The sequence below is a fragment of the Bradyrhizobium sp. HKCCYLS2038 genome, assembly GCF_051167655.1.
In the GTDB taxonomy this organism is placed as follows: domain Bacteria; phylum Pseudomonadota; class Alphaproteobacteria; order Rhizobiales; family Xanthobacteraceae; genus Bradyrhizobium.
Genome location: NZ_JBNPTM010000006.1, coordinates 386,391 through 410,737, shown reverse-complemented (window position 1 = coordinate 410,737; position 24,347 = coordinate 386,391). Strand labels below are relative to the sequence as shown.

At 66.6% G+C, this 24,347-nt stretch carries 24 protein-coding genes; 14 read left to right on the top strand and 10 right to left on the bottom strand.

Annotated elements, in window-relative coordinates:
- The first annotated feature begins 1 nt into the window (after position 1).
- The 6 genes from ACQR1I_RS27040 to ACQR1I_RS27015 all read left to right on the top strand — a co-directional run bounded on the left by ACQR1I_RS27040 (position 2) and on the right by ACQR1I_RS27015 (position 5,066).
- Positions 2 to 754: a metal ABC transporter ATP-binding protein gene (locus ACQR1I_RS27040; protein WP_434869224.1), complete on the top strand. Its 753-nt coding sequence runs from the start codon at positions 2 to 4 to the stop codon at positions 752 to 754.
- Entirely contained in the window at positions 754 to 1,623 is an 870-nt protein-coding gene (locus ACQR1I_RS27035) for a metal ABC transporter permease (protein ID WP_434869225.1), read from the top strand. Before ACQR1I_RS27040 ends, ACQR1I_RS27035 begins: the two co-directional genes overlap by 1 nt.
- A gap of 11 nt (positions 1,624 to 1,634) precedes the next feature.
- On the top strand, positions 1,635 to 2,510 hold the full coding sequence (locus ACQR1I_RS27030) for a metal ABC transporter substrate-binding protein (RefSeq protein WP_434869226.1): 876 nt from the start codon (positions 1,635 to 1,637) through the stop codon (positions 2,508 to 2,510).
- 69 nt (positions 2,511 to 2,579) lie between these two features.
- Complete coding sequence (locus ACQR1I_RS27025) at positions 2,580 to 3,620, top strand: CobW family GTP-binding protein (RefSeq protein ID WP_434869227.1); 1,041 nt, start codon at positions 2,580 to 2,582, stop codon at positions 3,618 to 3,620.
- On the top strand, positions 3,620 to 4,639 hold the full coding sequence (locus ACQR1I_RS27020; protein ID WP_434869228.1) for a WD40 repeat domain-containing protein: 1,020 nt from the start codon (positions 3,620 to 3,622) through the stop codon (positions 4,637 to 4,639). The genes ACQR1I_RS27025 and ACQR1I_RS27020 overlap by 1 nt, the downstream gene beginning before the upstream one ends.
- A gap of 106 nt (positions 4,640 to 4,745) precedes the next feature.
- Positions 4,746 to 5,066: a hypothetical protein gene (locus tag ACQR1I_RS27015; protein WP_434869229.1), complete on the top strand. Its 321-nt coding sequence runs from the start codon at positions 4,746 to 4,748 to the stop codon at positions 5,064 to 5,066.
- Positions 5,067 to 5,256: 190 nt separating this feature from the next.
- Here the strand turns inward: ACQR1I_RS27015 and ACQR1I_RS27010 are convergent, their stop codons facing one another.
- From ACQR1I_RS27010 to ACQR1I_RS26985, 6 genes are all read right to left on the bottom strand, one after another.
- Positions 5,257 to 6,681 (bottom strand): homospermidine synthase, encoded by a 1,425-nt coding sequence (locus tag ACQR1I_RS27010; protein WP_434869230.1) that lies wholly within the window; start codon positions 6,679 to 6,681, stop codon positions 5,257 to 5,259.
- Positions 6,682 to 6,737: 56 nt separating this feature from the next.
- Positions 6,738 to 7,127: a RidA family protein gene (locus ACQR1I_RS27005; RefSeq protein ID WP_434869231.1), complete on the bottom strand. Its 390-nt coding sequence runs from the start codon at positions 7,125 to 7,127 to the stop codon at positions 6,738 to 6,740.
- 96 nt (positions 7,128 to 7,223) lie between these two features.
- The gene (locus tag ACQR1I_RS27000) at positions 7,224 to 7,382 is read right to left on the bottom strand and encodes a hypothetical protein (protein ID WP_434869232.1); all 159 of its coding nucleotides are present in this window, start codon (positions 7,380 to 7,382) and stop codon (positions 7,224 to 7,226) included.
- Positions 7,370 to 7,963 carry a GNAT family N-acetyltransferase gene (locus tag ACQR1I_RS26995; protein WP_434869233.1) on the bottom strand — a complete coding sequence of 198 codons (594 nt, stop codon included), beginning with the start codon at positions 7,961 to 7,963 and terminating at the stop codon, positions 7,370 to 7,372. Before ACQR1I_RS26995 ends, ACQR1I_RS27000 begins: the two co-directional genes overlap by 13 nt.
- Positions 7,964 to 8,133: 170 nt before the next feature.
- Positions 8,134 to 9,276: a type III PLP-dependent enzyme gene (locus ACQR1I_RS26990; protein ID WP_434869234.1), complete on the bottom strand. Its 1,143-nt coding sequence runs from the start codon at positions 9,274 to 9,276 to the stop codon at positions 8,134 to 8,136.
- A gap of 676 nt (positions 9,277 to 9,952) precedes the next feature.
- Positions 9,953 to 10,213 carry a hypothetical protein gene (locus tag ACQR1I_RS26985; RefSeq protein ID WP_434869235.1) on the bottom strand — a complete coding sequence of 87 codons (261 nt, stop codon included), beginning with the start codon at positions 10,211 to 10,213 and terminating at the stop codon, positions 9,953 to 9,955.
- Positions 10,214 to 10,338: 125 nt separating this feature from the next.
- Here ACQR1I_RS26985 and ACQR1I_RS26980 point away from each other — a divergent pair, with 125 nt between their 5' ends.
- The 3 genes from ACQR1I_RS26980 to ACQR1I_RS26970 are packed head-to-tail and all read left to right on the top strand — an operon-like array spanning position 10,339 to position 14,295.
- Positions 10,339 to 12,420: a M3 family metallopeptidase gene (locus ACQR1I_RS26980; protein WP_434869236.1), complete on the top strand. Its 2,082-nt coding sequence runs from the start codon at positions 10,339 to 10,341 to the stop codon at positions 12,418 to 12,420.
- Between the two features lie 22 nt (positions 12,421 to 12,442).
- A complete protein-coding gene (locus tag ACQR1I_RS26975) occupies positions 12,443 to 13,072 on the top strand; it encodes a DUF1007 family protein (RefSeq protein ID WP_434869237.1) in 630 nt (209 codons plus the stop codon).
- Entirely contained in the window at positions 13,069 to 14,295 is a 1,227-nt protein-coding gene (locus ACQR1I_RS26970; RefSeq protein ID WP_434869238.1) for a nickel/cobalt transporter, read from the top strand. The genes ACQR1I_RS26975 and ACQR1I_RS26970 overlap by 4 nt, the downstream gene beginning before the upstream one ends.
- 258 nt (positions 14,296 to 14,553) lie before the next feature.
- On the opposite strand, the gene shc is transcribed toward ACQR1I_RS26970, so the two are convergent.
- Together shc and ACQR1I_RS26960 are read right to left on the bottom strand one after the other, a co-directional pair.
- On the bottom strand, positions 14,554 to 16,608 hold the full coding sequence (shc, locus tag ACQR1I_RS26965; RefSeq protein WP_434869239.1) for a squalene--hopene cyclase: 2,055 nt from the start codon (positions 16,606 to 16,608) through the stop codon (positions 14,554 to 14,556).
- A 206-nt stretch (positions 16,609 to 16,814) separates the two neighbouring features.
- On the bottom strand, positions 16,815 to 17,222 hold the full coding sequence (locus tag ACQR1I_RS26960) for an MAPEG family protein (RefSeq protein WP_434869240.1): 408 nt from the start codon (positions 17,220 to 17,222) through the stop codon (positions 16,815 to 16,817).
- Positions 17,223 to 17,317: 95 nt separating this feature from the next.
- On the opposite strand from ACQR1I_RS26960, the gene hemH reads away from it, so the two are divergent.
- The 3 genes from hemH to ACQR1I_RS26945 all read left to right on the top strand — a co-directional run bounded on the left by hemH (position 17,318) and on the right by ACQR1I_RS26945 (position 20,068).
- Complete coding sequence (gene hemH / locus ACQR1I_RS26955) at positions 17,318 to 18,400, top strand: ferrochelatase (protein WP_434869241.1); 1,083 nt, start codon at positions 17,318 to 17,320, stop codon at positions 18,398 to 18,400.
- 202 nt (positions 18,401 to 18,602) lie between these two features.
- Positions 18,603 to 19,607: an SPFH domain-containing protein gene (locus ACQR1I_RS26950; protein WP_434869242.1), complete on the top strand. Its 1,005-nt coding sequence runs from the start codon at positions 18,603 to 18,605 to the stop codon at positions 19,605 to 19,607.
- Positions 19,608 to 19,621: 14 nt separating this feature from the next.
- Positions 19,622 to 20,068: an NfeD family protein gene (locus tag ACQR1I_RS26945; protein WP_434869243.1), complete on the top strand. Its 447-nt coding sequence runs from the start codon at positions 19,622 to 19,624 to the stop codon at positions 20,066 to 20,068.
- A 139-nt stretch (positions 20,069 to 20,207) separates the two neighbouring features.
- On the opposite strand, the gene ACQR1I_RS26940 is transcribed toward ACQR1I_RS26945, so the two are convergent.
- Positions 20,208 to 21,917, bottom strand: a complete 1,710-nt coding sequence (locus ACQR1I_RS26940) for an outer membrane beta-barrel protein (RefSeq protein WP_434869244.1) — start codon at positions 21,915 to 21,917, stop codon at positions 20,208 to 20,210.
- A gap of 170 nt (positions 21,918 to 22,087) precedes the next feature.
- Between ACQR1I_RS26940 and ACQR1I_RS26935 the strand changes: the two genes are divergently transcribed.
- Positions 22,088 to 23,089 (top strand): KpsF/GutQ family sugar-phosphate isomerase, encoded by a 1,002-nt coding sequence (locus ACQR1I_RS26935; protein ID WP_434869245.1) that lies wholly within the window; start codon positions 22,088 to 22,090, stop codon positions 23,087 to 23,089.
- Between the two features lie 203 nt (positions 23,090 to 23,292).
- Here the strand turns inward: ACQR1I_RS26935 and ACQR1I_RS26930 are convergent, their stop codons facing one another.
- A complete protein-coding gene (locus tag ACQR1I_RS26930) occupies positions 23,293 to 23,847 on the bottom strand; it encodes a carboxymuconolactone decarboxylase family protein (protein ID WP_434869246.1) in 555 nt (184 codons plus the stop codon).
- A gap of 91 nt (positions 23,848 to 23,938) precedes the next feature.
- Between ACQR1I_RS26930 and ACQR1I_RS26925 the strand changes: the two genes are divergently transcribed.
- Positions 23,939 to 24,265 (top strand): winged helix-turn-helix transcriptional regulator, encoded by a 327-nt coding sequence (locus ACQR1I_RS26925; protein ID WP_434869247.1) that lies wholly within the window; start codon positions 23,939 to 23,941, stop codon positions 24,263 to 24,265.
- Positions 24,266 to 24,347 lie beyond the last annotated feature (82 nt).

Below are 24,347 nucleotides of genomic sequence, written 5' to 3'. Positions count from 1 at the left end.
GATGGCGCAGCTGCAATTCCGCGACGTGACCCTGGGCTATGACCGCCATCCGGCCGTGCATCACCTCTCCGGCGAGGTCGCGCCGGGCGCGCTGCTGGCGGTTGTCGGCCCCAACGGCGCCGGCAAGTCGACCCTGTTTCGCGGCATCGTCGGGCTGCTGAAGCCGCTCGCCGGCAGCATCACCGCCGCCGGCCTGAAGCCGCGCGAGATCGCCTATCTGCCGCAGATCGCCGACATCGACCGCACCTTCCCGATCTCGGTGTTCGATTTCGTCAGCACCGGGCTGTGGCGCAGCGTCGGCATCTTCGGCGGCATCGGCGCTGCGGCGCGCGACAAGATCGCCCACGCCATCGCCGCCGTCGGCCTCACCGGCTTCGAGACCCGCGGCATCGGCACGCTGTCCGGCGGCCAGATGCAGCGCCTGCTGTTCGCCCGCGTGCTGCTGCAGGATGCGCGCGTGATCGTGCTCGATGAGCCTTTCAACGCGATGGATACGAAGACGTCGTCCGACCTGCTGCAACTGATCGAGCACTGGCACGGCGAGCAGCGCACCGTGCTGGCGGCGCTGCACGACATGGACATGGTGCGCGCGCACTTTCCGCAGACCCTGCTGCTGGCGCGAGAGGCGGTGGCTTGGGGGCCGACCGCGGACGTGCTGACGTCGGACAATCTCCTGCAGGCGCGGCGGATGTGCGAGGCCTTCGACGATGCGGCCGCGCCCTGCGTGCCCGCGCAAGCCTCGAAGGCGGCCTGATGCTGCGCGAGGTGCTGTTCGCTCCGTTCTCGGAGTTCGAGTTCATGCGCCGCGCGCTCGCCGCGGTCATCGCGCTGTCGCTCGGCTCCGGTCCAATCGGCGTGTTCCTGATGCTTCGGCGCATGAGCCTGGTCGGCGATGCCATGGCGCATGCGATCCTGCCTGGTGCGGCGATCGGCTTCCTGCTGTCGGGCCTCAATCTGTTCGCGATGACCACCGGCGGGCTGATCGCCGGCTTTGCGGTGGCGCTCCTGTCCGGACTGGTGTCACGGTCGACCGGGCTGAAGGAGGACGCGTCGCTCGCGACCTTCTATCTGGCGTCGCTCGCGATCGGCGTCACCATCGTGTCGGTCAAGGGCACCAACATCGATCTGCTGCACGTGCTGTTCGGCAACATCCTGGCGATGGACGACCCGACCTTGCTGATGGTCGCGGCCAACGCGACGCTGACGCTGGTCGTGCTCGCGGTGATCTATCGTCCCCTCGTGGTCGAGAGCGTCGATCCCCTGTTCCTGCGCACCGTCAGCCGGGCCGGTGCGCCGGCGCATCTGATCTTCCTCGGGCTGATCGTGGTCAATCTCGTCAACGGCTTCCAGGCGCTCGGCACCTTGCTCGCGGTCGGGCTGATGATCATGCCCGCCGGCATCGCGCGGTTCTGGTCGCGCGACATCACGCCGATGATCTGCATCGCGGTCGGCTCGGCGATCGTGTCCGGCTACATCGGCCTGGTGCTGTCGTTCCAGACCCGCATTCCCTCCGGCCCCGCGATCATCCTGGTCGCGTCGCTGCTCTATCTCGGCTCGGTGCTGTTCGGACGCGTCGGCGGCGTCGTTCCGCAGCTGTTTCCGGGACGTCATCTCGAAGCGTGAAGTCGATCTGCATGAAGCGCCTGCTGCCTGTCCTGAGCCTGTTGTTCAGCCTCTGCACCGTCGTGCCCGCATCGGCCGAGACGCGGCTGAACGTCGTCACGAGTTTCTCGATCCTCGCCGACTTCGCCCGCCAGGTTGGCGGCGACAAGGTCGAGGTCACCTCGCTGGTCGGGCCGGACAGCGACGTGCACGTCTACACGCCGACGCCGCACGATGCGAAGGACGTCGGCGCCGCGCAGCTTCTGATCGTCAACGGCCTCGGCCTCGAAGGCTGGCTGCCGCGGCTGCAGCAGGCCTCTGGCAGCAAGGCCAGGATCATCACGGCGACCCAGGGCATCGCCCCGCGCAAACGCGGCTCGGATGCCGATCCGCATGCCTGGCAGTCGGTCGGCAACGCGATGGTCTACGTCAAGAACATCCGCGACGCGCTGGTCGCGGCCGATCCCGCCGATGCCGAGACGTTCAAGGCCAATGCCGAGCGCTATCTGGCGGAGCTCGCGGCGCTGGATCGTGAGGTGCGCGTTGAGGCTGACAAGATCCCGGCCGAGCGGCGCAAGGTGATCTCGACCCATGACGCCTTCGGCTATTTCGCCGACGCCTATGGCATCGCCTTCATCGCCCCGCTCGGCGTCTCCACCGAGACCGAGCCGTCGGCGCGCGATGTCGCCGAGATCATCCGTCAGGTGAAAAAAGCCGGGATTCCGGCCGTCTTCCTGGAGAATTTCAACGACGACCGGCTGGTCGGCCGGATCGCGGCCGAGACCGGGGCGAAGATCGGCGGCACGCTGTATTCGGATGCCCTGAGCGGTGAAAAGGGCCCCGTTCCCACTTACATTGCCATGGTCAGGCACAATATAAGGGCCCTGACGAGCGCGCTGGTCCGTTAGGGTTTTCGAGCCCTCGCGGGCCGTGCGCTTTGAGCCATTTTCGACGCGATTTCAGTTTTCGGAGTGAGCATGTCCGACGCGAGCAAGACCCCTGTGACGGTGCTGACCGGCTACCTCGGCGCCGGCAAGACCACGCTTCTCAACCGCATCCTCTCCGAAGACCACGGCAAGAAGTACGCCGTCATCGTCAACGAGTTCGGCGAGATCGGCATCGACAACGACCTCATCGTCGGCGCCGACGAGGAAGTGTTCGAGATGAACAATGGCTGCATCTGCTGCACCGTGCGCGGCGATCTCGTGCGCATCATCTCCGGCCTGATGCGGCGCAAGGGCAAGTTCGACGCCATCATCGTCGAGACCACCGGGCTCGCCGATCCGGCGCCTGTCGCACAGACGTTCTTCGTCGACGAGGACGTGCAGAAGAATGCGCGGCTCGACGCCGTGGTGACGGTCGCCGACGCCAAGTGGCTGTCGGACCGGCTCAAGGATGCGCCCGAGGCCAAGAACCAGATCGCCTTTGCTGACGTCATCGTGCTCAACAAGACCGATCTCGTCACCAAGCCGGAACTCGCCGAGGTCGAGGCGCGTATCCGCGCCATCAATCCTTACGCGCGGCTGCATCGCACCGAGCGCTGCCAGATCGCGATCTCGGACGTGCTCGAGCGCGGCGCGTTCGATCTCGACCGCATCCTGGAGATCGAGCCGGAATTCCTGAACGCCGGCGACGATCACGATCATCACCATCATGATCACGACCACGGCCATGATCATCACCACCACCACGATCACGGCCTGAAGCACTATCACGACGAGGAGATGCAGTCGCTGTCGCTGCGCTCCGACAAGCCGCTCGATCCGTCAAAGTTCATGCCGTGGCTGCAGAACCTGGTGCAGACCGAGGGCGGCAGGATCCTGCGCTCCAAGGGCATCCTGTCGTTCCAGGACGATGACGACCGCTACGTCTTCCAGGGCGTGCACATGATGCTGGAAGGTGATCACCAGCGGAAATGGAAGCCCGACGAGGCGCGGCAGAGCCGCGTCGTCTTCATCGGCCGCGAGCTGCCGGAAGACGCCATCCGTGAAGGCTTCGAGCGCTGCATCGTATCCTGATGAGCAACTTCGATACGGGCGGCGAGGCCGCATCCATCGTCTCCGTCACCGACAAGGTGAAGCCGGTCTCGCTCGGCATGGCGGTCACGGCCGTGCACTATCTCGGCGACCGCGCTGCCTTCGTCGGTACCGAGGAGAGCGTCGCGGTGGTCGACACCGAGGGCGCGGTCAGCAAGGTCGACGTGACAGGCGGCGGCATCCTGTCGGCGGTGTCCGATGGATCGCGCATCCTGTTCGGCGGCGATGACGGCAAGGTCTCGTCGCTCGACAAGGCGGGCACGGTGAGCGTGCTCGCGACCGATCCGAAGCGGCGCTGGATCGACAACGTCGCGGTGCACCCCGATGGCGCGATCGCCTGGTCGGTCGGCAAGACCGCGTTCGTGCGTGCGCCCAAGGGCGAGGAGAAGTCGCTCGAGGTGCCCTCGACCGCGGGCGGGCTGGCGTTCGCGCCAAAGGGCCTGCGGCTCGCGATCGCGCACTACAACGGCGCCACCTTGTGGTTTCCGAACATGGCGGGCGAGCCCGAGTTTCTCGGCTGGGCCGGCTCGCATCTCGGCGTCACCTTCAGCCCGGACAACAAATTCCTGGTGACCTCGATGCACGAGGCGGCGCTGCATGGCTGGCGCCTCGCCGATAGCCGGCATATGCGGATGACCGGCTACCCGTCGCGGGTGAAGTCGATGTCCTGGGGCAGCGGCGGGCGCTTCCTCGCCACGTCGGGCGCCGACATGGTCATCCTCTGGCCGTTCGTCGGCAAGGACGGCCCGATGGGCAAGGAGCCGGCGATGCTGGCGCCGATGAAGGCCAAGGTCACCGCGGTGGCCTGTCATCCCAAGCAGGACATCCTGGCCTGCGGCTACGAGGACGGCACCGTGCTGATGGTGCGCATGCAGGACGGCGCCGAGATTTTGGTGCGGCGGAACGGGACCCCGCCGGTGGTGGCAATTGGCTGGAATGCCGCGGGAACGTGGCTGGCGTTCTCGGATGAAAGCGGCGAAGCGGGGCTATTGCCGCTCTGAGGCGGGTTCCGATCGCTCGTGGGGCATAGCGGCGCAGACCCGAAGGGGGAACCTCGCTGTGATACGGTTGTTGTTTCGCTGCATCAAATGATGCGGAGGACAGCCGATGGCCCCGATCAACAGCAAACGCACCCTGCGCCGCGACCTCTGGCTCGCCGCCGGCCTGCTCGGCCTCGGCGCGCTAATGGCGATCATCTCGCTGACGGAGATCAAGGCCGGCCACCTCGACCAGATGGCGCAGGCAGCACCATCGGCATCCCCCGAGCCGTCCGCGACGCCTGCCGAATCCAAGCCCGGCGGCACCCGCCCGACCACGCCTGCTCCGGAGCCCGCGCGGCCTGATCCCGCCGCCGTTCAGGAAGGCGCAAAGCCGGCCCTGCCGCCGGCCCCCGCGGAGAAGGTCGCGCCGCCGATGGAGAAGAAGTAGGTCGCTGCAGCGAGCGAACACTGCGAGGGGCGCACGCTACTTCCACGCCGTCATGCCCGGGCTTGTCCCGCCTGCGCGGCCGAAGCCGCTTCGGCGCGGCGAAGGCCCGGGCATCCACGTCTTTCCGTCGCGCGGCGCTTGGATGGCCGGGTCGAGCCCGGCCATGACGGAGGAGAGAGCGCGTCCTAAATCACCGCACCAGGATGTTGCGGAACTGCCAGGGATCGCTGGTATCGATATCCTCCGGGAACAGACCCGGGCGATCGTTCAGCGGGGTCCAGTCCGTGTAGTAGCCCTTCACCGGGCCGAGATACGGCGTCTGGATCTCCAGGCAGCGGCGGAAGTCCATCTCGTCGGCTTCGACGATGCCGGCGGTGGGATTCTCCAGCGCCCAGACCATGCCGGCGAGCACGGCGGACGACACCTGCATGCCGGTCGCGTTCTGATACGGCGCGACGCGGCGGGTTTCCTCGATCGAGAGCTGCGAGCCGTACCAATAGGCGTTCTTGCCGTGGCCGTAGAGCAGCACGCCGAGCTCGTCGATGCCGTCGACGATCTCGTTCTCGTCGAGGATGTGCCACTTCTCCTGCATCTTGCCGGTGGCGCCGAAGATCTCGTGCAGCGACAGCACCGCGTCGTTGGCCGGATGATAGGCGTAGTGGCAGGTCGGGCGGTACACCACCTTGTCGCCGTCGCGCACGGTGTAGTAGTCGGCAATCGAGATCGACTCGTTGTGGGTCACCAGGAAGCCGTATTGCGCGCCCGGCGTCGGGCACCACGAGCGCACGCGGGTGTTGGCGCCCGGCTGCAGCAGATAGATCGCGGCGCCGCAGCCTTCGCCGTGGCGGCGGCCATTCTCCGGCATCCAGGTCTCATGCGTGCCCCAGCCGAGTTCGGCCGGCTGCATGCCCTCGGACACGAAACCCTCGACCGACCAGGTGTTGACGAACACGTCCATCGGCTTCGGGTTCCTGGAGCGCTGGGTGTCGCGCTCGGCGATGTGCACGCCCTTGACGCCGAGCTTCTGCATCAGCTGCGCCCAGCCCTCGCGGCTCTTCGGTTCGACGATCTCGGTCTTGGTGTCCTTGGCGATGTCGAGCAGCGCCTGCTTGACGAACCACGAGACCATGCCGGGATTGGCGCCGCAGGTCGAGACCGCGGTCGTGCCGCCCGGGCTCTTGCGGCGCGCGGCCAGCAGCGTCTCGCGCAGCGCGTAGTTGGAGCGCTGCTCGACGCCCATCTGCTTGTCGAAATAGAAGCCGGCCCACGGCTCGACCACGGTGTCGATGTAGAGCGCGCCGATCTCCCGGCACATCGTCATCAGGTCGACCGAGGAGGTGTCGACCGAGAGGTTGACGCAAAAACCCTGGCCGCCTCCGGCGGTGAGCAGCGGCACCAGCAGCTCGCGGTAATTGTCGCGGGTCACGCCCTGCTGGATGAAGCGCACGCCGTGCTTTTTCGCCAGCGCGCCGTCGTCATGCGGATCGATGATGACGAAGCGGCTCTTGTCGTAGTCGAAATGGCGTTCGATCAGGGGCAGGGTGCCCTTGCCGATCGAGCCGAAGCCGATCATCACGATGGGGCCGGTGATCTTCGCGTGGATCTGCGAGCTCATGAGGGGATGGTCTCCGAACAGGTGCTTTCGCGTTCTTTGAATGGATGGCTGAGGCGCTACGCGTTGCGGCGCTTGGCGGTGACTTCGATCTCGACCTTCATCTCGGGCTTGAGCAGCGCCGCGACGACCACCATCGTGGCCGCCGGGCGGATGTCGCCGAGCACCTCGCCGCAGACGGCGAAATGCGCGTCGGCGTCGTTGACGTCGGTCAGGTAGTAGGTCGCGCGGACGATATCGGCCATCTCGAAGCCGCCCTCCTGCAGGGCGGCCGCGATGGTCTTGAAGCAGTTGCGTGACTGGCTCGTGACATCGGCCGGCATCGTCATCGTGCTGTAGTCGTAGCCGGTGGTGCCGGCGACGAAGGCGAAATCGCCGTCGATGACCGCGCGGCTGTAGCCGGCGGTCTTCTCGAACGGTGATCCGGTAGAGATCAAACGGCGGGGCATGGGGCACCTCGTCGGGGGATTTTCGGGGGTTAAAGAGCTTTTGCTGCACCTGCGCAACCCCTGGCGGGGCGGCCGCGGGGCGCAGTTCCGGCATGCCTAACGCAGCCGCGTCACATCGGGTCCCGCGGGCGGGCTGCTCCAGCGCCGGATCATGATGTCGCGGACGATCATGATGCCGAGCAGGATCAGCACCAGCGTCGGCAGCCACGTCCGCCGCCGCGGCGGCGCGGCCGGCTTGGCGCTCACGCCGCGCATGGCAATGGCCGCTCGCGGCGCGCGCGGCGGGCCTTCCGCTCCGGCGCGCCGGTAGCGACGATCATGCCGGCCGCGCCATCCAGCGCACCGTCGACCAGCTCCAGGCCGAGCAGGCGCGCGCGCTCGAATGTGCCGGGCAGCTCGAGCGCGGCCGTCTTGGCGCAGTCGAAGCCGAACCGGGCGTAATAGGGCGCGTCGCCGAGCAGCACCACGGCACCATGGCCGCGCGACGCCGCGATCATCAGCGCGGCATTCATCAGCGCAGCGCCGACGCCAAGGCTGCGCGCCTCGGCCGCGACCGCCAGCGGCCCGAGCATCAGTGCGTCGCGTCCGCCGGCGCTGACGTGCCACAGCCGCAGCGTTCCCACGAGCTGGCCGCCGCGAACCGCCGACAGGGCAAGGCCTGCGGCGGGCGCGCGTCCGTCGCGCAGGCGCTGACAGGTGCGCTCATGGCGATTGTCGCCAAAGCAGGCATCGAGCAGCGTCTCGCGCGCCGGGACGTCGGAGGCTCGTTCCGCACGGATCGCGAACGGAGCGGCAGTCCGATTTGGCGCAGTCATTGGGATGCGAAAAGCGGTCATGGCACGTCAGTCCCCGGCCTGCGCCACGGGCCTTCGCCCGCGCGCAAACACGTGATGTCAGATTGAAGATGACGGTGGATCGCTCCCTCCCCCGCAAGCGGGGAAGGGTCGGGGTGGGCTAACCACCCGGGGCTTCTGATCGCCTCACCGCGGTGAGGCAGCAGGCCGGATCAGATGTGATAGGTCTTCAGCGGCGGAATGCCGTTGAAGGCCACCGACGAGTAGGTCGAGGTATACGCCCCGGTCCCCTCGATCAGCACCTTGTCGCCGATCGAGAGCGTCACCGGCAGCGGATACGGCAGCTTCTCGTACATCACGTCGGCCGAATCGCAGGTCGGGCCGGCGAGCACGCACGGGGTCATGTCCGCACCGTCATGCGGGGTGCGGATGGCGTAGCGGATCGACTCGTCCATCGTCTCGGCGAGGCCGCCGAACTTGCCGATGTCGAGATAGACCCAGCGCAGCTCGTCCTCGTCGCTCTTCTTCGAGATCAGCACCACTTCCGACTCGATGATCCCGGCATTGCCGACCATGCCGCGGCCCGGCTCGATGATCGTCTCCGGGATCTGGTTGCCGAAATGCTTGCGCAGCGCACGGAAGATCGAGCGGCCGTACTGCACGACCGGCGGCACGTCCTTCAGGTACTTGGTCGGGAAGCCCCCGCCCATGTTCACCATGGTCAGGTTGATGCCGCGCTCGGCGCAGTCGCGGAACACCGTCGAGGCCATTGCCAGCGCGCGGTCCCACGCCTTCACCTTGCGCTGCTGCGAACCGACATGGAACGAGATGCCGCACGGCTCCAGCCCCAGGCGCTTCGCCAGGTCCAGCACTTCCACCGCCATCTCCGGATCGCAGCCGAACTTGCGCGACAGCGGCCACTCGGCGCCGGCGCAATCGTACAGGATGCGGCAGAACACCTTCGCGCCCGGCGCTGCGCGCGAGATCTTCTCGACCTCGGCGGCGCAGTCGACCGCGAACAGGCGGATGCCGAGCGCATAGGCGCGCGCGATGTCCCGCTCCTTCTTGATGGTGTTGCCATAGGAGATGCGGTCCGGCGTCGCACCGGCGGCCAGCGCCATCTCGATCTCGGCGACCGTTGCCGTGTCGAACGACGAGCCGAGCGAGGCGAGCAGCGACAGCACTTCCGGCGCCGGGTTGGCCTTGACCGCGTAGAACACGCGGCTGTCCGGCAGCGCCCGAGCGAAGCTCATGTAGTTGTCGCGCACGATGTCGAGGTCGACGACGAGACAGGGCTCGTGGTCCAGACCTTCCTCGCGGCGGTTGCGCAGGAATTCCCGGATACGTTCGGTCATAGCACCCTCCAAACGGCCCGTTTGCGACGTGGCCCGTTCAAAATGATCCCGACACGGCTGCCTTGGCGTCGCCGCCCGATGGAAAGGCGACAAAACCTCAGACCCGTAGCCGAATTGTGCTGCCGTGGATTGGTTGGGAATTTCCCGCCCGCACACCTGGCAATGAAGGACAAGCCTTTTCAGTAGCCCGCGCCGGCTTTGGACTGCCGGTAGAGACCAAAAAAGCCCGATCCGTCGTTGCTTTAAGTCGCGTCCCCCGTTGAGAGCGGGGTGCGCCGGTTCGCCTCCGGCTGCCAGTCACGGTTGCAAAAGATGGGGTGACCTTCAGCGGCATCTCTTGAGAGAGATGCTGGGCTCTTGGAGCATGACGATGTCGATCGAACTGATCTTGATCGCAACGATCCGAGGGCCCCTCGGTTCCTCATCCCTTGGCGGCTGTCCGGCCTCTTGTCCGGATACCTACCGACTGACACACGACCACAGGCACGTGCGAAATTGGGCAGAACGGGAAATATGCGTTTTGAATTTCGTTCGCAAGGCATTTTTCGACGCGGGGAAAGATTTCCCTAATCTGTGCTTGCGCGACACACAGAGCGGCGCCGATGTCTGAACGGACGTTAAGCGAGCTTAAACTTTCGTAACGCGTTCACGCTTGCAGGACAGTGTTTCCTGCGACTCAGGCGCGCTTGGTGAACGGCTCGACGCGCTGTGCGCCGCGGATGAAGCCAATCATCACGAACACGCCGAGCGCGAACAGCACGGCCTGCAGGATGTGCGCGCCCTGGTCGCCGAGCCCGAACAGAATCGCCAGCGCCCAGCCGCCAGCGAAGGCCGCGCCGAACACTTCCGCGCCGATCAGGATCGCCGCCGAGACCACGGTGATCACGGTCTGCCAGGCGATCTGGCGGGCGGGCTTCGAGGTGCTGTCTGCGCTCATGGTCCGGGGTCCTTTTGAGGGGCGCAATCTCTCCGAAATGGCTCCGGCCTTCAAGGGGAAATGACCCAAAAAGGACCCTCTCCGTGGTAAGAGGGGCGCCTGTTTGATCCGGAGAGCAAGAGCCGATGTCCGATACGACCGCCTCGATCGACGCCCAGAGCAATCCGCTGCTCGGAGCCTGGGAGACCCCGCACCAGACACCGCCCTTCGACGCGATCAAGCCCGAGCACTTCCTGCCGGCCTTCGAGCGCGCTTTCGCCGATCACACCGCTGAAATCACCGCAATTACCCACGATCCGGCGGAGCCCGACTTCGCCAACACCATCACAGCGCTGGAGCGCTCGGGCAAGCTGCTGTCGAAGGTCGCGGCCGTGTTCTACGACCTCGTCTCGGCGCATTCCAACCCGGCGATCCTGGAGATCGACAAGGAGGTGTCGCTGCGGATGGCGCGGCACTGGAACCCAATCATGATGAACGCCGTGCTGTTTGGCCGCATCGCGCTGCTGCACGACAACCGCAAGACGCTCAAGATCACGGGCGAGGAGCAGCGGCTGCTCGAGCGCACCTACACCCGCTTCCACCGCGCCGGCGCCGGCCTCAAGGACGAGGCCAAGGCGCGCATGGCCGAGATCAACGAGCAACTCGCCCAGCTCGGCACTACCTTCAGCCATCACGTGCTCGGCGACGAGCAGGACTGGTTCCTGGAGCTCGGCGAGGATGACCGCGCCGGCCTGTCCGACAGCTTCGTCGCTGCCGCCAAGGCAGCCGCCGAGGAGCGCGGCAAGCCCGGCAAGGCGATCGTGACCCTGTCGCGCTCCTCGGTCGAGCCGTTCCTGCAGAGCTCCGCCCGCCGCGACCTGCGCGAGAAGGTGTTCAAGGCCTTCACCGCGCGGGGCGACAATGGCAATTCCAACGACAACAACGCCGTCATTGGCGACATCCTCAGGCTCCGCGAGGAAGCCGCCCAGATCATGGGCTTCCCGAACTTCGCGGCCTATCGCCTGGAGGACTCCATGGCGAAGACGCCGGAGGCCGTGCGCGGCCTCTTGGAGCGGGTGTGGAAGCCGGCGCGCGCCAAGGCGCTGGCCGATCGCGACCAGCTGCAGGAGATGATCACGGCGGAGGGCGGCAACTTCAAGCTCGAGGCCTGGGACTGGCGCTATTACGCCGAGAAGCTGCGCCAGGCGAAGGCGAACTTCGACGACGCGTCGATCAAGCCGTATTTGTCGCTCGACAACATGATCGCAGCCGCCTTCGACTGCGCGACGCGGCTGTTCGGCATCACCTTCGCCGAGCGCAAGGACATCCCGGTCTGGCACCCGGACGTGCGGGTGTGGGAGATCAAGGCGGCCGATGGCAGCCACAAGGCGCTGTTCTATGGCGACTACTTCGCGCGGCCCTCAAAGCGCTCCGGCGCCTGGATGACCTCCCTGCGTGACCAGCAGAAGCTCGACGGTGACATCGCGCCGCTGATCATCAACGTCTGCAACTTCGCCAAGGGCGCCGACGGCCAGCCCTCGCTGCTGTCGCCGGACGATGCCCGCACGCTGTTCCACGAGTTCGGCCATGGCCTGCACGGCATCCTGTCCAACGTGACCTATCCGTCGCTTTCGGGCACGTCGGTGTTCACCGACTTCGTCGAGCTGCCGTCGCAGCTTTACGAGCATTGGCAGGAGCGGCCCGAGGTACTGCAGACCTTCGCGCGGCACTACCAGACCGGCGAGCCGCTGCCGCAGGATCTGCTCGATCGCTTCCTCGCGGCACGCCGCTTCAACCAGGGCTTTGCCACTGTCGAGTTCGTCTCCTCGGCGCTGATCGATCTCGAATTCCACACTCAGCCGGCGTCGGCGTCGAAGGACGTGCGCGCGTTCGAGAAGGCCGAGCTGGAGAAGATCGGCATGCCCCAGGAGATCGCGCTGCGCCACCGGCCGACCCAATTCGGCCACATCTTCTCGGGAGACCATTATGCGGCGGGCTATTACAGCTACATGTGGTCGGAGGTGATGGATGCGGATGCCTTCGGGGCCTTCGAGGAAGCCGGCAACATCTTCGATCCCGCCGTCGCCAAGCGACTCCACGACAACGTCTACTCCTCGGGCGGCTCGCTCGATCCGGAAGCGGCTTATGTCGCGTTTCGCGGCCGCGAGCCCGAGCCCGACGCGCTGCTGCGCCGGCGCGGCCTGCTCGACGTTCCCAAGGCGGCTTGAAAAGCGGCGTGACGCGGTGAGGATGCTCAGGACCGTTCTTGCTGTGCTCGCGCTGATGCTCGGCGCCGGCGCAGCTCACGCCCATCCGCATGTCTGGGTCACCGCCACCAGCGAGCTGCTCTACGCGGCCGACGGCACGGTGACCGGCGTGCGCCATGCCTGGACCTTCGACGACATGTTCGCGACCTACGCGCTGCAGGGTCTCGAGACCAAGCAGAAGGGCGTCTACACCCGCGAGGAGCTGGCGCCGCTGGCGCAGACCAACGCCGAGTCGCTGAAGGAGTATGCCTACTTCACCTTCGTCAAGGCCGACGGCCGCAAGCAGAAGCTGGTCGATCCCGTCGACTACTATCTCGAATACAAGGACACCAAGCTGACCTTGCACTTCACCTTGCCGCTGAAGGCCCCGGTGAAGCCGAGGGAGCTCCAGGTCGAGGTCTACGATCCGAGCTACTTCATCGATTTCCAGATGGCGGAGAAGGATCCGGTCAAGCTGGTCAGCGCTCCCCAGGGCTGCAAGTTCGGCCTGGTCAGACCGAACGACGGCGGCTCTGTCGCCCAGACGATGAACGAGCAGACGTTCCTGAGCGGCGGGGCGAACGCCAATTTCGGCATGAACTTCGCCAACAAGATCTCGGTGGACTGCCCATGAAGCCGCATCGCTCCAGCTCCGCCCGGCCGCTCCTGACCTGTGCTGCGATTCTCGCCGCGCTGGTTGCTGCCGACGCCGCCTCACACGTGCTGTTCGCCAAGCCGCCGTTCGGCGCGCCCGCGGCCGAGCCGCAGGTCGGTGGCATCGTCGGCTGGCTGCTCGCCAAGCAGTCGGAGTTCTACCGGCAGATGTCGGGCGCGATCCGCGCCGCCAAGGAGGACGGCTCGGCGGTGTGGTGGCTGCTCGCGATCTCGTTCGCCTACGGCATTTTCCATGCGGCCGGTCCCGGTCATGGCAAGGCGGTCATCGCGTCGTATCTCGTCGCCAACCAGGAGACGGCGAAGCGCGGCATCGTGCTGTCGTTCGCGTCGGGCCTGATGCAGGCGTTGGTGGCGGTGGCCATCGTCGGCATCGGCGCCGTGCTGCTGAATGCCACGGCGGCCAGCATGTGCAGCGCCGAGAAGGTGGTGGAGATCGCCAGCTACGGCCTGATCGCGCTGCTCGGCGCGCGGCTGGTCTGGGTCAAGGGCGCGGCGTTCCTGCGGACGTGGCAGCCGGCGGCGCCAGCGCTGGCAATGGCCGGAGCGCCAGCGGCGGTGGTGGGGCCGTCGGGGCATGATCACGGCCACGCGCATGATCATCAGCATCGCGCGCCTCATGATCATTATGGTCACGACCACCATCATGGTCACGACCACCATGGTCATGACCATCATCACGGCCACGATCACCACGGTCATGATCATCACAACGGTCACGCTCACGCCCAGGCGGCGGCGCACGGTCATGCCGGTGATGACCACGTGCATCACGATCACGTCCACGGCGACGATTGCGGCTGCGGCCATTCCCACGGCCCGGCACCGAGCGAGCTCGCCGGCCCCGGCGGCTGGCAGCGCGGTTTTCAGGCGATCTTCGCCGCCGGCATCCGCCCGTGCTCGGGCGCGATCCTGGTGCTGGTGTTCGCCTTGGCCCAGGGCCTGTTCTGGGCCGGTGTCGCCGCCACCATCGTGATGGGCATGGGCACCGCGATCACCGTCGCCACCATCGCGGTCATCGCCGTCGCCGCCAAGGACATCGCCCGCCGCCTCAGCGCCGGCCGCGACGGCGGCGGCGCGTTGATCATGCGCGGCCTTGAATTCGGCGCGGCGGGCCTGGTGCTGTTGTTCGGCGTGGGACTGCTGCTCGGCTACATGGCGGCGGAACGCACGACTTGTTTCTGAAGACCTATTCACTGTCGCAGCAAATACGCTGCGCGATACAGCGCCCTCGCCCCTTGTGGGAGAGGGCATCGTTGGCCCATCCGCGTATGCGGTTGGGTGAGGGGTATCTCTCGGCGTGCGACGCTCGTGGAGAGATACCCCTCACCCAACCGAGTTTGCGGCGCTTTCCTACATGCCCTCTCCCACAAGGGGAGAGGGCGCATTAATTGGCACCGCGCGGAGGTGATTATTACGACGTAGCGGTGTCACCGCTCGCCGCTACCCATGCCCCTGCGGCCGCAGCGCGCGTCCCAGCGCCATCAGTGGGAAGTAGTGGCGGTACATGCCGTAGCGGAGCATGAAGGCGCGGGAGAGTTCGGGGCCCTGCATCAAGCGCTCCTGCAGAGCGGGGTCGTTCAGCTTGATGGTCTGGCCGACGCCGTAGCCGGGGAAACCGGTGCCGGTGAATTCGGGCTCGTCCCAGGTGCCGGCGGACTGGCGCTCGACCAGCCACATGCAGCCGCGCTCGATCGCGTCCTTATCTTGAGGACGGTTGGCGGCGAGCAGCGCCATCAGCGCCCACGCCGTCTGCGACGCCGTGGTGGTGCCGCGGCCGACCGCGCTGATGTCCATGTAGGAGGCGCAGCTCTCGCCCCAGCCGCCATCGGCCTGCTGGTGCTGAAGCAGCCAGTCGCAGGCTTGGCCGATATAGGGCTGGGTCATGTCCTCGCCGATCGCGGCGAGCGCCGGCAGCACTGCGCCGGTGCCATAGACGTAGTTGACGCCCCAGCGGCCGAACCATGGGCCGCTCGGCTCCTGTTCCTTCCGGATATAGTCGAGTGCGCGCACCATCGACGGGTGGTTGCGCGAGATGCCGAGCTTGCCGAACGCCTCGACGATGTGCGCGGTGACGTCGACCGAGGGCGGATCGAGCGCCTCGCCATAGTCGCAGAACGGAATCTTGGTCAGGATCGTCTGGTTGTTGTCCTTGTCGAACGCGCCCCAGCCGCCGCCCTGGCTCTGCATGCCGATCAGCCAGTCGACGCCGAGCGCAATGGCCTCGTCGATGCCCTTGGTCTTCCACTTGGGATCATGGCGCAGCGGCGCCAGCGCGATCAGCGCCACAGCCGTGTCGTCCGTGTCGGGATAGTAGTTGTTGGCGTATTCGAACGCCCAGCCGCCCGGCTTGACGTGCGGCAGCTTCATCGACCAGTCGCCGGGCACGCGCACCTGGCGGTCGAGCACCCAGTTGACGGCCTTGTCGACCGCATCAGGATAGTCGCCGAGCACGCCGGAATCGTCGAAGGCGAGCAAAGTGAGGATCGTGTCCCACACCGGGCTGTTGGTGGCCTGGATGAAGGTGGCGTCGCCGACATCGACGCGCCAGCCGGGGTCGTTCAGCGCGTCGAGACCCTTGGCGACCACGGGATGATTGAGCGGATAGCCTTCCGAGTAGAGCGCCATCAGGCCGTAGATCCAGGGCGGCTGGATGCCGCCCCAGGCGCCGTCGAAATCCTGGTGACGGATCATCCATTCCAGCACGCGGCTGGTCGCCGCCGGGCGGAACAGGCCGAGATTGAGCCTGTTGCCGAGGTTCTGCAGGGCATGCAGCACCTTGTCGGCGCCGCGGAAGAACTTGTCCCAGCCGCCGGCATTGGCCTTCACCGGCAGCTCATAGTCGAACGCGTCGCGCCCGCGCGGAAACAGCGCATCGAGCCGGTTCTCCGGCGGCAGCGGCCGGCTCGGCCGCTTCGCCGACAGCACCGCGATCGGCATCAGCGTCGCGCGCGCCCATTGCGCAAAATTGTAGATCGAGAACGGAAACCACAGCGGAAACCAGATCACCTCGGGCGGGATGTTCGGCGTCTTCTCCCACGGCCATTCGCCGATCAGCGCGAGCCAATAGCGGGTGAAGACGCGGATGTTGCGCAGGCCGCCCTTGGCCTCGATCCATTCCCGGGCGCGGCGCACCGCCGGCTCGTCGTCACGGAAACCGAGCGAGCGGAGCGCGGCGTAGCCCTCGACGGTCGCATTGATGTCGCCATTGGGCGCGCCGAAATAGACCTGCCAGGCGCCGTCGGGGCGCTGGCTGTCGAGCAGCGACTGGCCCAGGCGCTTGCGCAGTGGATGGTCCTCGAGCCCCAGGAACCACAGCGCGAGGCACCATTGCGCCTCCATGCAGGCGTTGGACTCGGCCCGGCCGACCCAATGGCCGTCCGGCTTCTGGTTGGCGATCAGCCAGTCCGCCGCCGCCCGCACCGTCGATTGCAGGGCAGTCTGGTAATTTCCCGGGTCGCGCGGCGCGCGCGCGGAGGCCGAGCTGGTCACAGTCATCACAATCCCTCTGGCGGCCTGAGAGCGCCGCGACAGCCGTCGAATTCACCCCGCCCTATAGGGAATTTCGCCGCCAAATCCAATCAACTGGCCGTAGCCGACCGGATCAAAGCGGAAACAAAAAGGGTGCAGACGGGGAAGTGTCGGAGGTTGTGGTTAGCATGCTCTGGGGCGCGCAGATGTGACGCCGCTCACGGCCAGGCCGTTCAAACCGGCAGGTAGCTGCGCAGCAGGGGGAGAAAGAAGATCCCGACCGTGATCAGGAACCCGATGGTCCACAGGATCGAGCGCAGCGACGGCCGGTCGCCGATGTAAGTCAGGACGTAGGCGATGCGCACGATCACGAACAGCACCGACAGCTCGTTGATCAGGTTCTGGGGCGCCGCGCGGAACTCGGCCAGCAGGACGGCTGCGGCGAAGAACGGGAACGCCTCGATGCCGTTCTGGTGGGCGCCCAGCGCCCGCTCGCGGAGGCCGCCCTGATAAAAGGCGGGATCGCGGGGCCGGGCATTGTCAAAGCGGCCGGTGCCGTCGACGCTGATCCACTTCGCCGGCACGATCGTTAAGAGGTAGAGCATTACGCTGGCGAAAATGCACAATTCTGCAATCGTCATGGCTCCTCCGGCCCGATGACATCGGTGAAATGGCCCTTATCTTGACAATGTCGAAACAAGCCGCCAAGCCACGCCCTTCACCAGTCACGGGCATCATGACCGCCGCCATCTCTCGGGACAATGCCAGGCCTGCAGAAACCAAGGCTGCAGAAATCAAGCCTGTCGATGCCAAGCCGTTGCCGGTCGCGCCCACGTCGCGCGTCGGTGTGCTGCTGGTCAATCTGGGAACGCCCGACACCGCCGACGCGGCCGGCGTGCGCGTCTATCTGAAGGAATTCCTGTCCGACCGCCGCGTGATCGAGGACCAGGGCCTGCTGTGGAAGATCATCCTCAACGGCATCATCCTCAACGTCCGGCCGCGAAAGAAGGCCAAGGATTACCAGTCGATCTGGAACAACGAGAAGAACGAATCGCCGCTGAAGACGATCACGCGGGCGCAGAGCGAGAAGCTTGCGGCCGCGATCGCCGACCGCAGCCACGTCATCGTCGACTGGGCGATGCGCTATGGCAATCCATCGATCAAGGCCGGCGTCGATGGCCTGATGGCCAAAGGCTGCGACCGCATCCTGGTCGTGCCGCTGTATCCGCAATATTCGGCGGCGACCTCGGCGACCGTCTGCGACGAGGCGTTCCGCGTGCTGACCGAGCTGCGCGCGCAGCCGACGCTGCGGGTGACGCCACCTTACTACAACGACGATTTCTACATCGAGGCGCTGGCGGTCTCGATCGAGGATCACCTCAAGACGCTGTCCTATAAGCCCGAGCTGATCGTCGCCTCGTTCCACGGCATGCCGAAGGAATATGTCGACAAGGGCGATCCGTATCGCGAGCAATGCGTGGCGACCACCGAACTCTTGCGCAAGCGGCTCGGCATGGACGACACCCAGCTGCTGCTGACGTTCCAGTCGCGCTTCGGTTTCTCGGAGTGGCTGCAGCCCTACACCGACAAGACGATCGAGAAGCTCGCCAAGGACGGCGTCAAGCGCATCGCGGTTGTCATGCCGGGCTTCGCCGCCGACTGCCTCGAGACGCTGGAGGAGATCTCCGGCGAGAACTGCGAGATCTTCAAGCACAATGGCGGCGAGGAATTCTCCGCCGTGCCTTGCCTGAACGACAGCGCCCCGGGCATGGAGGTGCTGCGGCAATTGGTGCTGCGCGAGCTGCAAGGCTGGCTGTAACGGGCTGGCTGGCTCTGAGCCGCCGCTCCTTCCGCTCGCTAGGTGAGCTGTGCGGCGGCGCAAGGTTAATACCGCTGCAACCTTCGAAAATACTTTCCTGAACCGCGACCATCGGACCCCCGACAAAATCATGTAGCAATCCCTAGATTGTGATGGCTGCGGAGGCTGGTGAGGAGACGCTGTCTCCTTCCTTGGAGGATCCATGAGCGGTTTCGACATTTTCGCCATAGCGCTGGTGCTGCTGGTCATCTTCACCCTGTATTCCGGCGTGAAGACCGTGCCGCAGGGGTTCGACTGGACCGTGGAGCGGTTCGGCAAATACACCCGCACGCTGTCGCCGGGCCTCAACATCATCGTGCCCTTCTTCGATCGCATCGGCCGCAAGATCAACATGATGGAGCAGGTGATCGACATCCCCGAGCAGGAGGTCATCACCAAGGACAACGCCACCGTTACGGTGGACGGCGTCGCGTTCTACCAGGTGTTCGACGCGGCGAAGGCGAGCTACGAGGTCGCCAACCTGAACCAGGCGATCATCACGCTGACCATGACCAACATCCGCTCGGTGATGGGATCGATGGATCTCGACCAGGTGCTGTCGCATCGCGACGAGATCAACGAGCGGCTCTTGCGCGTCGTCGACGCCGCGGTGTCGCCCTGGGGTCTCAAGGTCAACCGCATCGAGATCAAGGACATCGTGCCCCCTGCGGATCTCGTCGAGGCGATGGGCCGGCAGATGAAGGCCGAGCGCGTCAAGCGCGCCGACATCCTGCAGGCCGAGGGCCAGCGCCAGTCCGAGATTCTCCGCGCGGAAGGCGCCAAGCAGAGCCAGATCCTGCAGGCCGAAGGTCGCCGGCAGTCGGCGTTCCTCGATGCCGAGGCGCGCGAGCGCGCCGCCGAGGCCGAGGCCAAGGCGACGCAGATGGTGTCGGACGCGATCGGCAAGGGCGACGTCGCGGCGCTCAACTACTTCATCGCCGACAAATACATCAAGGCGTTCGGCCAGCTCGCTGATTCCCCGAACCAGAAGGTGATCATGCTGCCGATCGAGGCGACCGGCATGCTCGGCTCGCTGGCCGGCATCGGCGAGATCGCCAAGGCGACGTTCGGCGAGAGCGCGGCGTCAGCCGTTGCGGCCGCGCGCCGCGGCGGCTCGGTGCCATCAGCGGGCACGCCGCCGAAGCCGCCCGTGTCGCCGCAGGCCTGAGGACGGAGGTCATTATGAGCGACATGTTCGTGACGCTCGGCACCTGGAACTGGCTGATCTTCGGCATCATCCTGATGGCGCTGGAGCTGCTCGCGCCGGGCGTGTTCCTGATCTGGCTCGGCCTAGCCGCACTCGTGGTCGGCCTGCTGTCGTTTGTGTTTGCGCCCGGATGGCAGCTGCAGATCCTGCTGTTCGCGCTGTTCTCGCTCGCCGCCGTGCCGCTGTGGCGGCGGCTCGCACGCGCCAATGCGGCGCCGTCACAGGACAACCCATTCCTCAACCGCCGCTCCGCGGCGCTGGTGGGCCGCGAGTTCACGCTGGAGAAGCCGATCATCGACGGCAACGGCACCGTCCGCATCGACGACACCGTCTGGCGCGTCGCCGGCCCCGACACCCCCGCCGGCAGCCGCGTCCGCATCGTGCAAGCCGACGGCGCACATCTGACGGTGACCGCGGCGTAGCGCTGTGGTGATGTCGCTCGACCGATGCGATGGCCTCACCGCGTCATTGCGAGCGGAGCGAAGCAATCCAGGGCCGCGCGCGCGACTCTGGATTGCTTCGTCGCTTCGCTCCTCGCAATGACGGGGAGAGAGCAGGGGCTCAATTCTGCAGCCGCACGCCCAGCATCACCACGGTGCCGGACGATCCCGCGCCCGTGATGTTCGAATCCAGCTTGTCATAGCGCAGCGAGCCCTTGACCCAGAGTTCGCGCGTCATCTTGTAGACGAGGTTGCCTTCGGCCGAATAGGTGCGGTCGTTGCGGTTGTAGCCCTGATAGTCCAGCGTGCCGAAGGTGAACTTGCCGATGCCGGTCAGCCAGCGCCGGAAGTCGTGGTCGACCTGCACCGTGTAGGTGCGCACCAGCACCCCGGAGGCGCCGGCGACCGTGGTCTCGGCGACCTGCGTGTCGGACAGGAACCGCGCCGTCGTCAGCGGCGTCACCGACCACACCAGCGAGGCCGAGGTCAAAAATCCCTGCAGCCGGTTGAGCCGCGGATCGGTGTAGCTGCGCGTCGCGTAGCCGAGCGAGAGCTCGCCGGTCAGAAGCCGCGTGAACTCGAACGAGGTGCCGGCCTTGGCGTAGCCGCCCGCCGAATCGCGCTGATAGCCGGAGCGGTCGAGCCGCAGGTCGTAGGTCCGGGTGTTGCCCTGGACCTCCGCGAACGGCTTCAGCCCGGGCGTGACCTCGTAGGACACCCGGCCGATGCCGCCGAACTGGTTGTAGTTGCGGTCGTCGTTCGAGGTCGTCGTGCCGTCGGTCAGCTTGCTCTCTTGATAGGTGGTGCGGTCGGCGGTGGCGCCGGCCGAGACCTGCAGCCGGTTGAAGCGCTGGTCGAAGCCGACGGTGGTCCCGAGCGTCGTGTAGATCGGATAGCGGGCGAGGCCGGCCTGCACGCTCGGGCTGCCGGGATTGTCGGTCGCCGCGCGCAGCCGCAGTTGCGCGCCGACCGAGGTGTCGCGCGTGATATCGAGACGGCCATCGACATGGCCGGTGAAATCGGGCCGATCGAGCGTGGTCGGCGCTGAATTGATGCCGCCGTCCATCGTCGCCGGCAGGGTGCTGCCATAGCCGGTGAACGAGCCGCGCAGGTCGGCGACGAAAGCGTGGCGGTCCCAGTTCGACACCGCGAGGAATTCCGGCGCGACCATCCAGGCCGGCATGCCGCGTGGATTGCCGAGCCGCGCCGGGTTGCTGTCGTAGCCGGCGGACAATTCCACCGCGCCCTTGATCAGGAACGGGCCGACATAGTCGCCGACCGCGCCGAACGGGTCGTCGTCGATCCTGAGCCGTTTGCGCGGCGGCTGGCCGGGCACGGTGCCCGCGATCGCAGCCGGCACCGGCGGCCGGGCGGCGCTGGCCGAGGGCGGTAGGGTGGGGCGCAACTGCCCGGTCAACTCCCCGGAGGGACGCGTGCCGGGGCCCGGCGGCGGCTTCGGCCGCGCCTGGGCGGGATAGTATTTCGGCTTCTTGCGCGTCCGGTTCAGCGAATCATAGCCGACATCGGCGGCGCCGCTGGCGGCCGGTACGCCGGGCAGCGGAGCCCGTGTTGGGCGCACGGCGGAGCCGGCGGGAGCGGGCGGGGCGGGCTGGCCGGGGGCCGCCACGGCGTCCGACAGGCCACTGACAGCGGTTCGCCGCAGCGGCGAGTCCTGCGGGGCGAGAAAGCCGTCGCGCACCGGACGGAACACGTCGAGGGTCTGCGCCTGCACCGCGCCCGGGCCGAGTGCGCCGAGCAGCAGGCACGCCGCGGAGGCACCGCGCCATCGTCGCATGCGCGCCGCGCGGCCGCTGTCAGGCCTCCACCCCACGATCTGAAAACTCCAACAAAATCATTCATTTCGCCGAGCGGCCGAGCGCCGCCGGCAAACGCCGTCATTAAGGGAGTAAAAACAAATATGGTTAATGGGCTGTTGATGACGCCTTGCTGCCTTACCCATGCTAAAGAGCGGCGCCTGACTGTCTCAGCCTTGGAAGCCGAATGCCGAGATCGAAGCCGTTGCAACAAGCCCTTCCCGCCAACGCGGACATTCAATCGGCGCTGCGCACGCTTGACGCCGGCAGCAACGGCATCGCCGCGATCTCCGCCGCCTTGCGCGGCCCGCTGGGCCCGGCCTTCGCCGCCGCCGTCGAGCTGATCCGCCAGGCCAAGGGCCGCGCGATCCTCACCGGGCTCGGCAAGTCGGGCCACGTCGCCCGCAAGATGGCGGCGACGCTGGCCTCGACCGGGACGCCCGCCTTCTTCGTGCACTCCGCCGAGGCCGGCCACGGCGATCTCGGCATGATCACCTCCGACGACGTCGTCATCGCGCTGTCGTGGTCCGGCGAGCAGCCGGAGATGAAGACGCTGGTCAACTACACCAAGCGCTTTGCCATCCCGATGATCGCGATCACCTCGAACGCGCAGTCGTCGCTGGGACAGGCGGCGCGCATCGTGCTGGAGCTGCCGAAGGCGCGCGAGGCCTGCCCGCACAATCTGGCGCCGACCACCTCGACCCTGATGCAGGCCGCGATCGGCGACGCGCTGGCGATCGCGCTGCTCGAGGGCCGCGGCTTCACCGCACTGGAATTCGCCAATTTCCATCCCGGCGGCAAGCTCGGCGCCATGCTCAAGCACATCTCCGACCTGATGCGCTCCGGCGACGCGGTGCCGCTGAAGCCGCTCGGCACCGGCATGGCGGATGCGCTGACCGAGATGTCGGCCAAGGGACTCGGCTGCGTCATCATCGTCGACGGCCGCGGCCATGTCGCAGGCATCATCACCGACGGCGATCTGCGCCGGAAGATGCGGGCCGATCTGCTGTCGGTCTCGGTCGACGAGATCATGACCGCCAACCCGCGCACCGTCCGCCGCGAGGCGCTCGCCTCCGAGGCGCTGGAGATCCTCAACTCCGCCAAGATCACGACGCTGATCGTGACCGATGGCTTAAAGCCCGTCGGCATCCTGCACATGCACGACCTGCTGCGGGCCGGGGTGGCGTGATCGACTGGACGCCGTTTCCAAAGTCCTGGCACATTGATTATGCCGGCCCCGCTGTCATCGTCCGCGAAAGCGGACGATCCAGTACGCCGTGACGCCTCGGTGCAATATCCTCTGCTGCGGAGTACTGGATGCTCCGCCTTCGCAGAGCATGACAGTTGCGGGGATGGCGGAAGCTCGATCGCCGGTTCTAAGGAAGCGCTCGTCTAGATCGCCTCGGCGGCGCGCGGGAAGCGCGTCGCGCCGGGTTCCAGCGGAAGTGCGAGCGCGTTGGCCAGGCAGGAGACCGTGCGGTAGAAGCCGCACAGCAGTATGACTTCGAGCACCTGGTCGTCGTCGTAGCAGGCGCTCAATTCGGCAAACTCGTTCTCATCCAGGCTCGCCCGCGCATGCAGCGCGTCCACCGCTGCAATCAGCGTCTGCTCCTGCTTCGACCAGCATGACGCATCGGCCCGGCCGAGCACCGTCGCATCGATCTGCTGCGCCGTCAGGCCGGCCGCGGCTGCAAAAGTTGCGACGTGGACGCCCCATTCATATTCGCAAGAATTGAGGGCGCAGGTCCGGTCGATGACGATTTCGCGCTCGCGCAACGACAGCGGGCCGCGATCGAGCAGGCTGCCGCTGCGGAATTTGTCCCAGGCGCGGGCGTGGCCGGCCATGACGCGGAACAGAATCAAGGGTGGCGCGCCGCGCATGATCTGATCGAACTGGGCCTGAACATCGGCCGGGTAGGGCGGCTGCAGGGCGGCAATGCGGGGCATGATGGCGTCCTTCCGGCTGGTGTGCTACATATATCGTAGCGGTACGCTACACTTTGTGTAGCAATCCGCAAGACCCCAGGGAGATCGCACAATGACTCGCCTCTCCAAGCCGCTTCGGGCGCGCGGCTCGCGCACGGGCCGGCCGATCATGGCGCTGCTCGATCTGCTCGGCCGCCGCTGGTCGCTGCGCATCCTGTGGGAGCTGCGCCAAAGCGAGCTCACCTCACGGGCGCTGCGTGCGGCCTGCGATGATGCGTCCCCGACCGTGCTGCAGACCCGGCTGGATGAGCTGCGCGGTGCCGGCTTTCTGCAGCTCGGCGACGACGGCTATGGCCTGACGCCGCTCGGACGCGAGCTGCTGGAGACCTTTCTCCCGCTGCACCGCTTCGCCGATCGCTGGAGCAAGCAGGTGCAATGAGCGGCAGAGCAGGGCCTCCATGCGGGCGTTCGACTGTCTGTCGTCCGTGCGGCATGGTATGGCTCGGGCAGTGACTGAGAGG

Coding starts and splice junctions, on each gene's coding strand:
- ACQR1I_RS27015 (WP_434869229.1), top strand. CDS start 4,746: ATGGCCCCGATCAACAGCAAACGCACCCTGCGCCGCGACCTCTGGCTC.
- ACQR1I_RS27035 (WP_434869225.1), top strand. CDS start 754: ATGCTGCGCGAGGTGCTGTTCGCTCCGTTCTCGGAGTTCGAGTTCATG.
- ACQR1I_RS27030 (WP_434869226.1), top strand. CDS start 1,635: ATGAAGCGCCTGCTGCCTGTCCTGAGCCTGTTGTTCAGCCTCTGCACC.
- ACQR1I_RS26935 (WP_434869245.1), top strand. CDS start 22,088: ATGCCGAGATCGAAGCCGTTGCAACAAGCCCTTCCCGCCAACGCGGAC.
- ACQR1I_RS26995 (WP_434869233.1), bottom strand. CDS start 7,963: ATGACCGCTTTTCGCATCCCAATGACTGCGCCAAATCGGACTGCCGCT.
- ACQR1I_RS26960 (WP_434869240.1), bottom strand. CDS start 17,222: ATGACGATTGCAGAATTGTGCATTTTCGCCAGCGTAATGCTCTACCTC.
- ACQR1I_RS26970 (WP_434869238.1), top strand. CDS start 13,069: ATGAAGCCGCATCGCTCCAGCTCCGCCCGGCCGCTCCTGACCTGTGCT.
- ACQR1I_RS26925 (WP_434869247.1), top strand. CDS start 23,939: ATGACTCGCCTCTCCAAGCCGCTTCGGGCGCGCGGCTCGCGCACGGGC.
- ACQR1I_RS27040 (WP_434869224.1), top strand. CDS start 2: ATGGCGCAGCTGCAATTCCGCGACGTGACCCTGGGCTATGACCGCCAT.
- ACQR1I_RS26990 (WP_434869234.1), bottom strand. CDS start 9,276: ATGACCGAACGTATCCGGGAATTCCTGCGCAACCGCCGCGAGGAAGGT.
- ACQR1I_RS26975 (WP_434869237.1), top strand. CDS start 12,443: ATGCTCAGGACCGTTCTTGCTGTGCTCGCGCTGATGCTCGGCGCCGGC.
- ACQR1I_RS26950 (WP_434869242.1), top strand. CDS start 18,603: ATGAGCGGTTTCGACATTTTCGCCATAGCGCTGGTGCTGCTGGTCATC.
- ACQR1I_RS27020 (WP_434869228.1), top strand. CDS start 3,620: ATGAGCAACTTCGATACGGGCGGCGAGGCCGCATCCATCGTCTCCGTC.
- ACQR1I_RS26980 (WP_434869236.1), top strand. CDS start 10,339: ATGTCCGATACGACCGCCTCGATCGACGCCCAGAGCAATCCGCTGCTC.
- ACQR1I_RS27025 (WP_434869227.1), top strand. CDS start 2,580: ATGTCCGACGCGAGCAAGACCCCTGTGACGGTGCTGACCGGCTACCTC.
- ACQR1I_RS26945 (WP_434869243.1), top strand. CDS start 19,622: ATGAGCGACATGTTCGTGACGCTCGGCACCTGGAACTGGCTGATCTTC.
- ACQR1I_RS27005 (WP_434869231.1), bottom strand. CDS start 7,127: ATGCCCCGCCGTTTGATCTCTACCGGATCACCGTTCGAGAAGACCGCC.
- hemH (WP_434869241.1), top strand. CDS start 17,318: ATGACCGCCGCCATCTCTCGGGACAATGCCAGGCCTGCAGAAACCAAG.
- ACQR1I_RS27010 (WP_434869230.1), bottom strand. CDS start 6,681: ATGAGCTCGCAGATCCACGCGAAGATCACCGGCCCCATCGTGATGATC.
- ACQR1I_RS27000 (WP_434869232.1), bottom strand. CDS start 7,382: ATGCGCGGCGTGAGCGCCAAGCCGGCCGCGCCGCCGCGGCGGCGGACG.
- ACQR1I_RS26985 (WP_434869235.1), bottom strand. CDS start 10,213: ATGAGCGCAGACAGCACCTCGAAGCCCGCCCGCCAGATCGCCTGGCAG.
- shc (WP_434869239.1), bottom strand. CDS start 16,608: ATGACTGTGACCAGCTCGGCCTCCGCGCGCGCGCCGCGCGACCCGGGA.
- ACQR1I_RS26930 (WP_434869246.1), bottom strand. CDS start 23,847: ATGCCCCGCATTGCCGCCCTGCAGCCGCCCTACCCGGCCGATGTTCAG.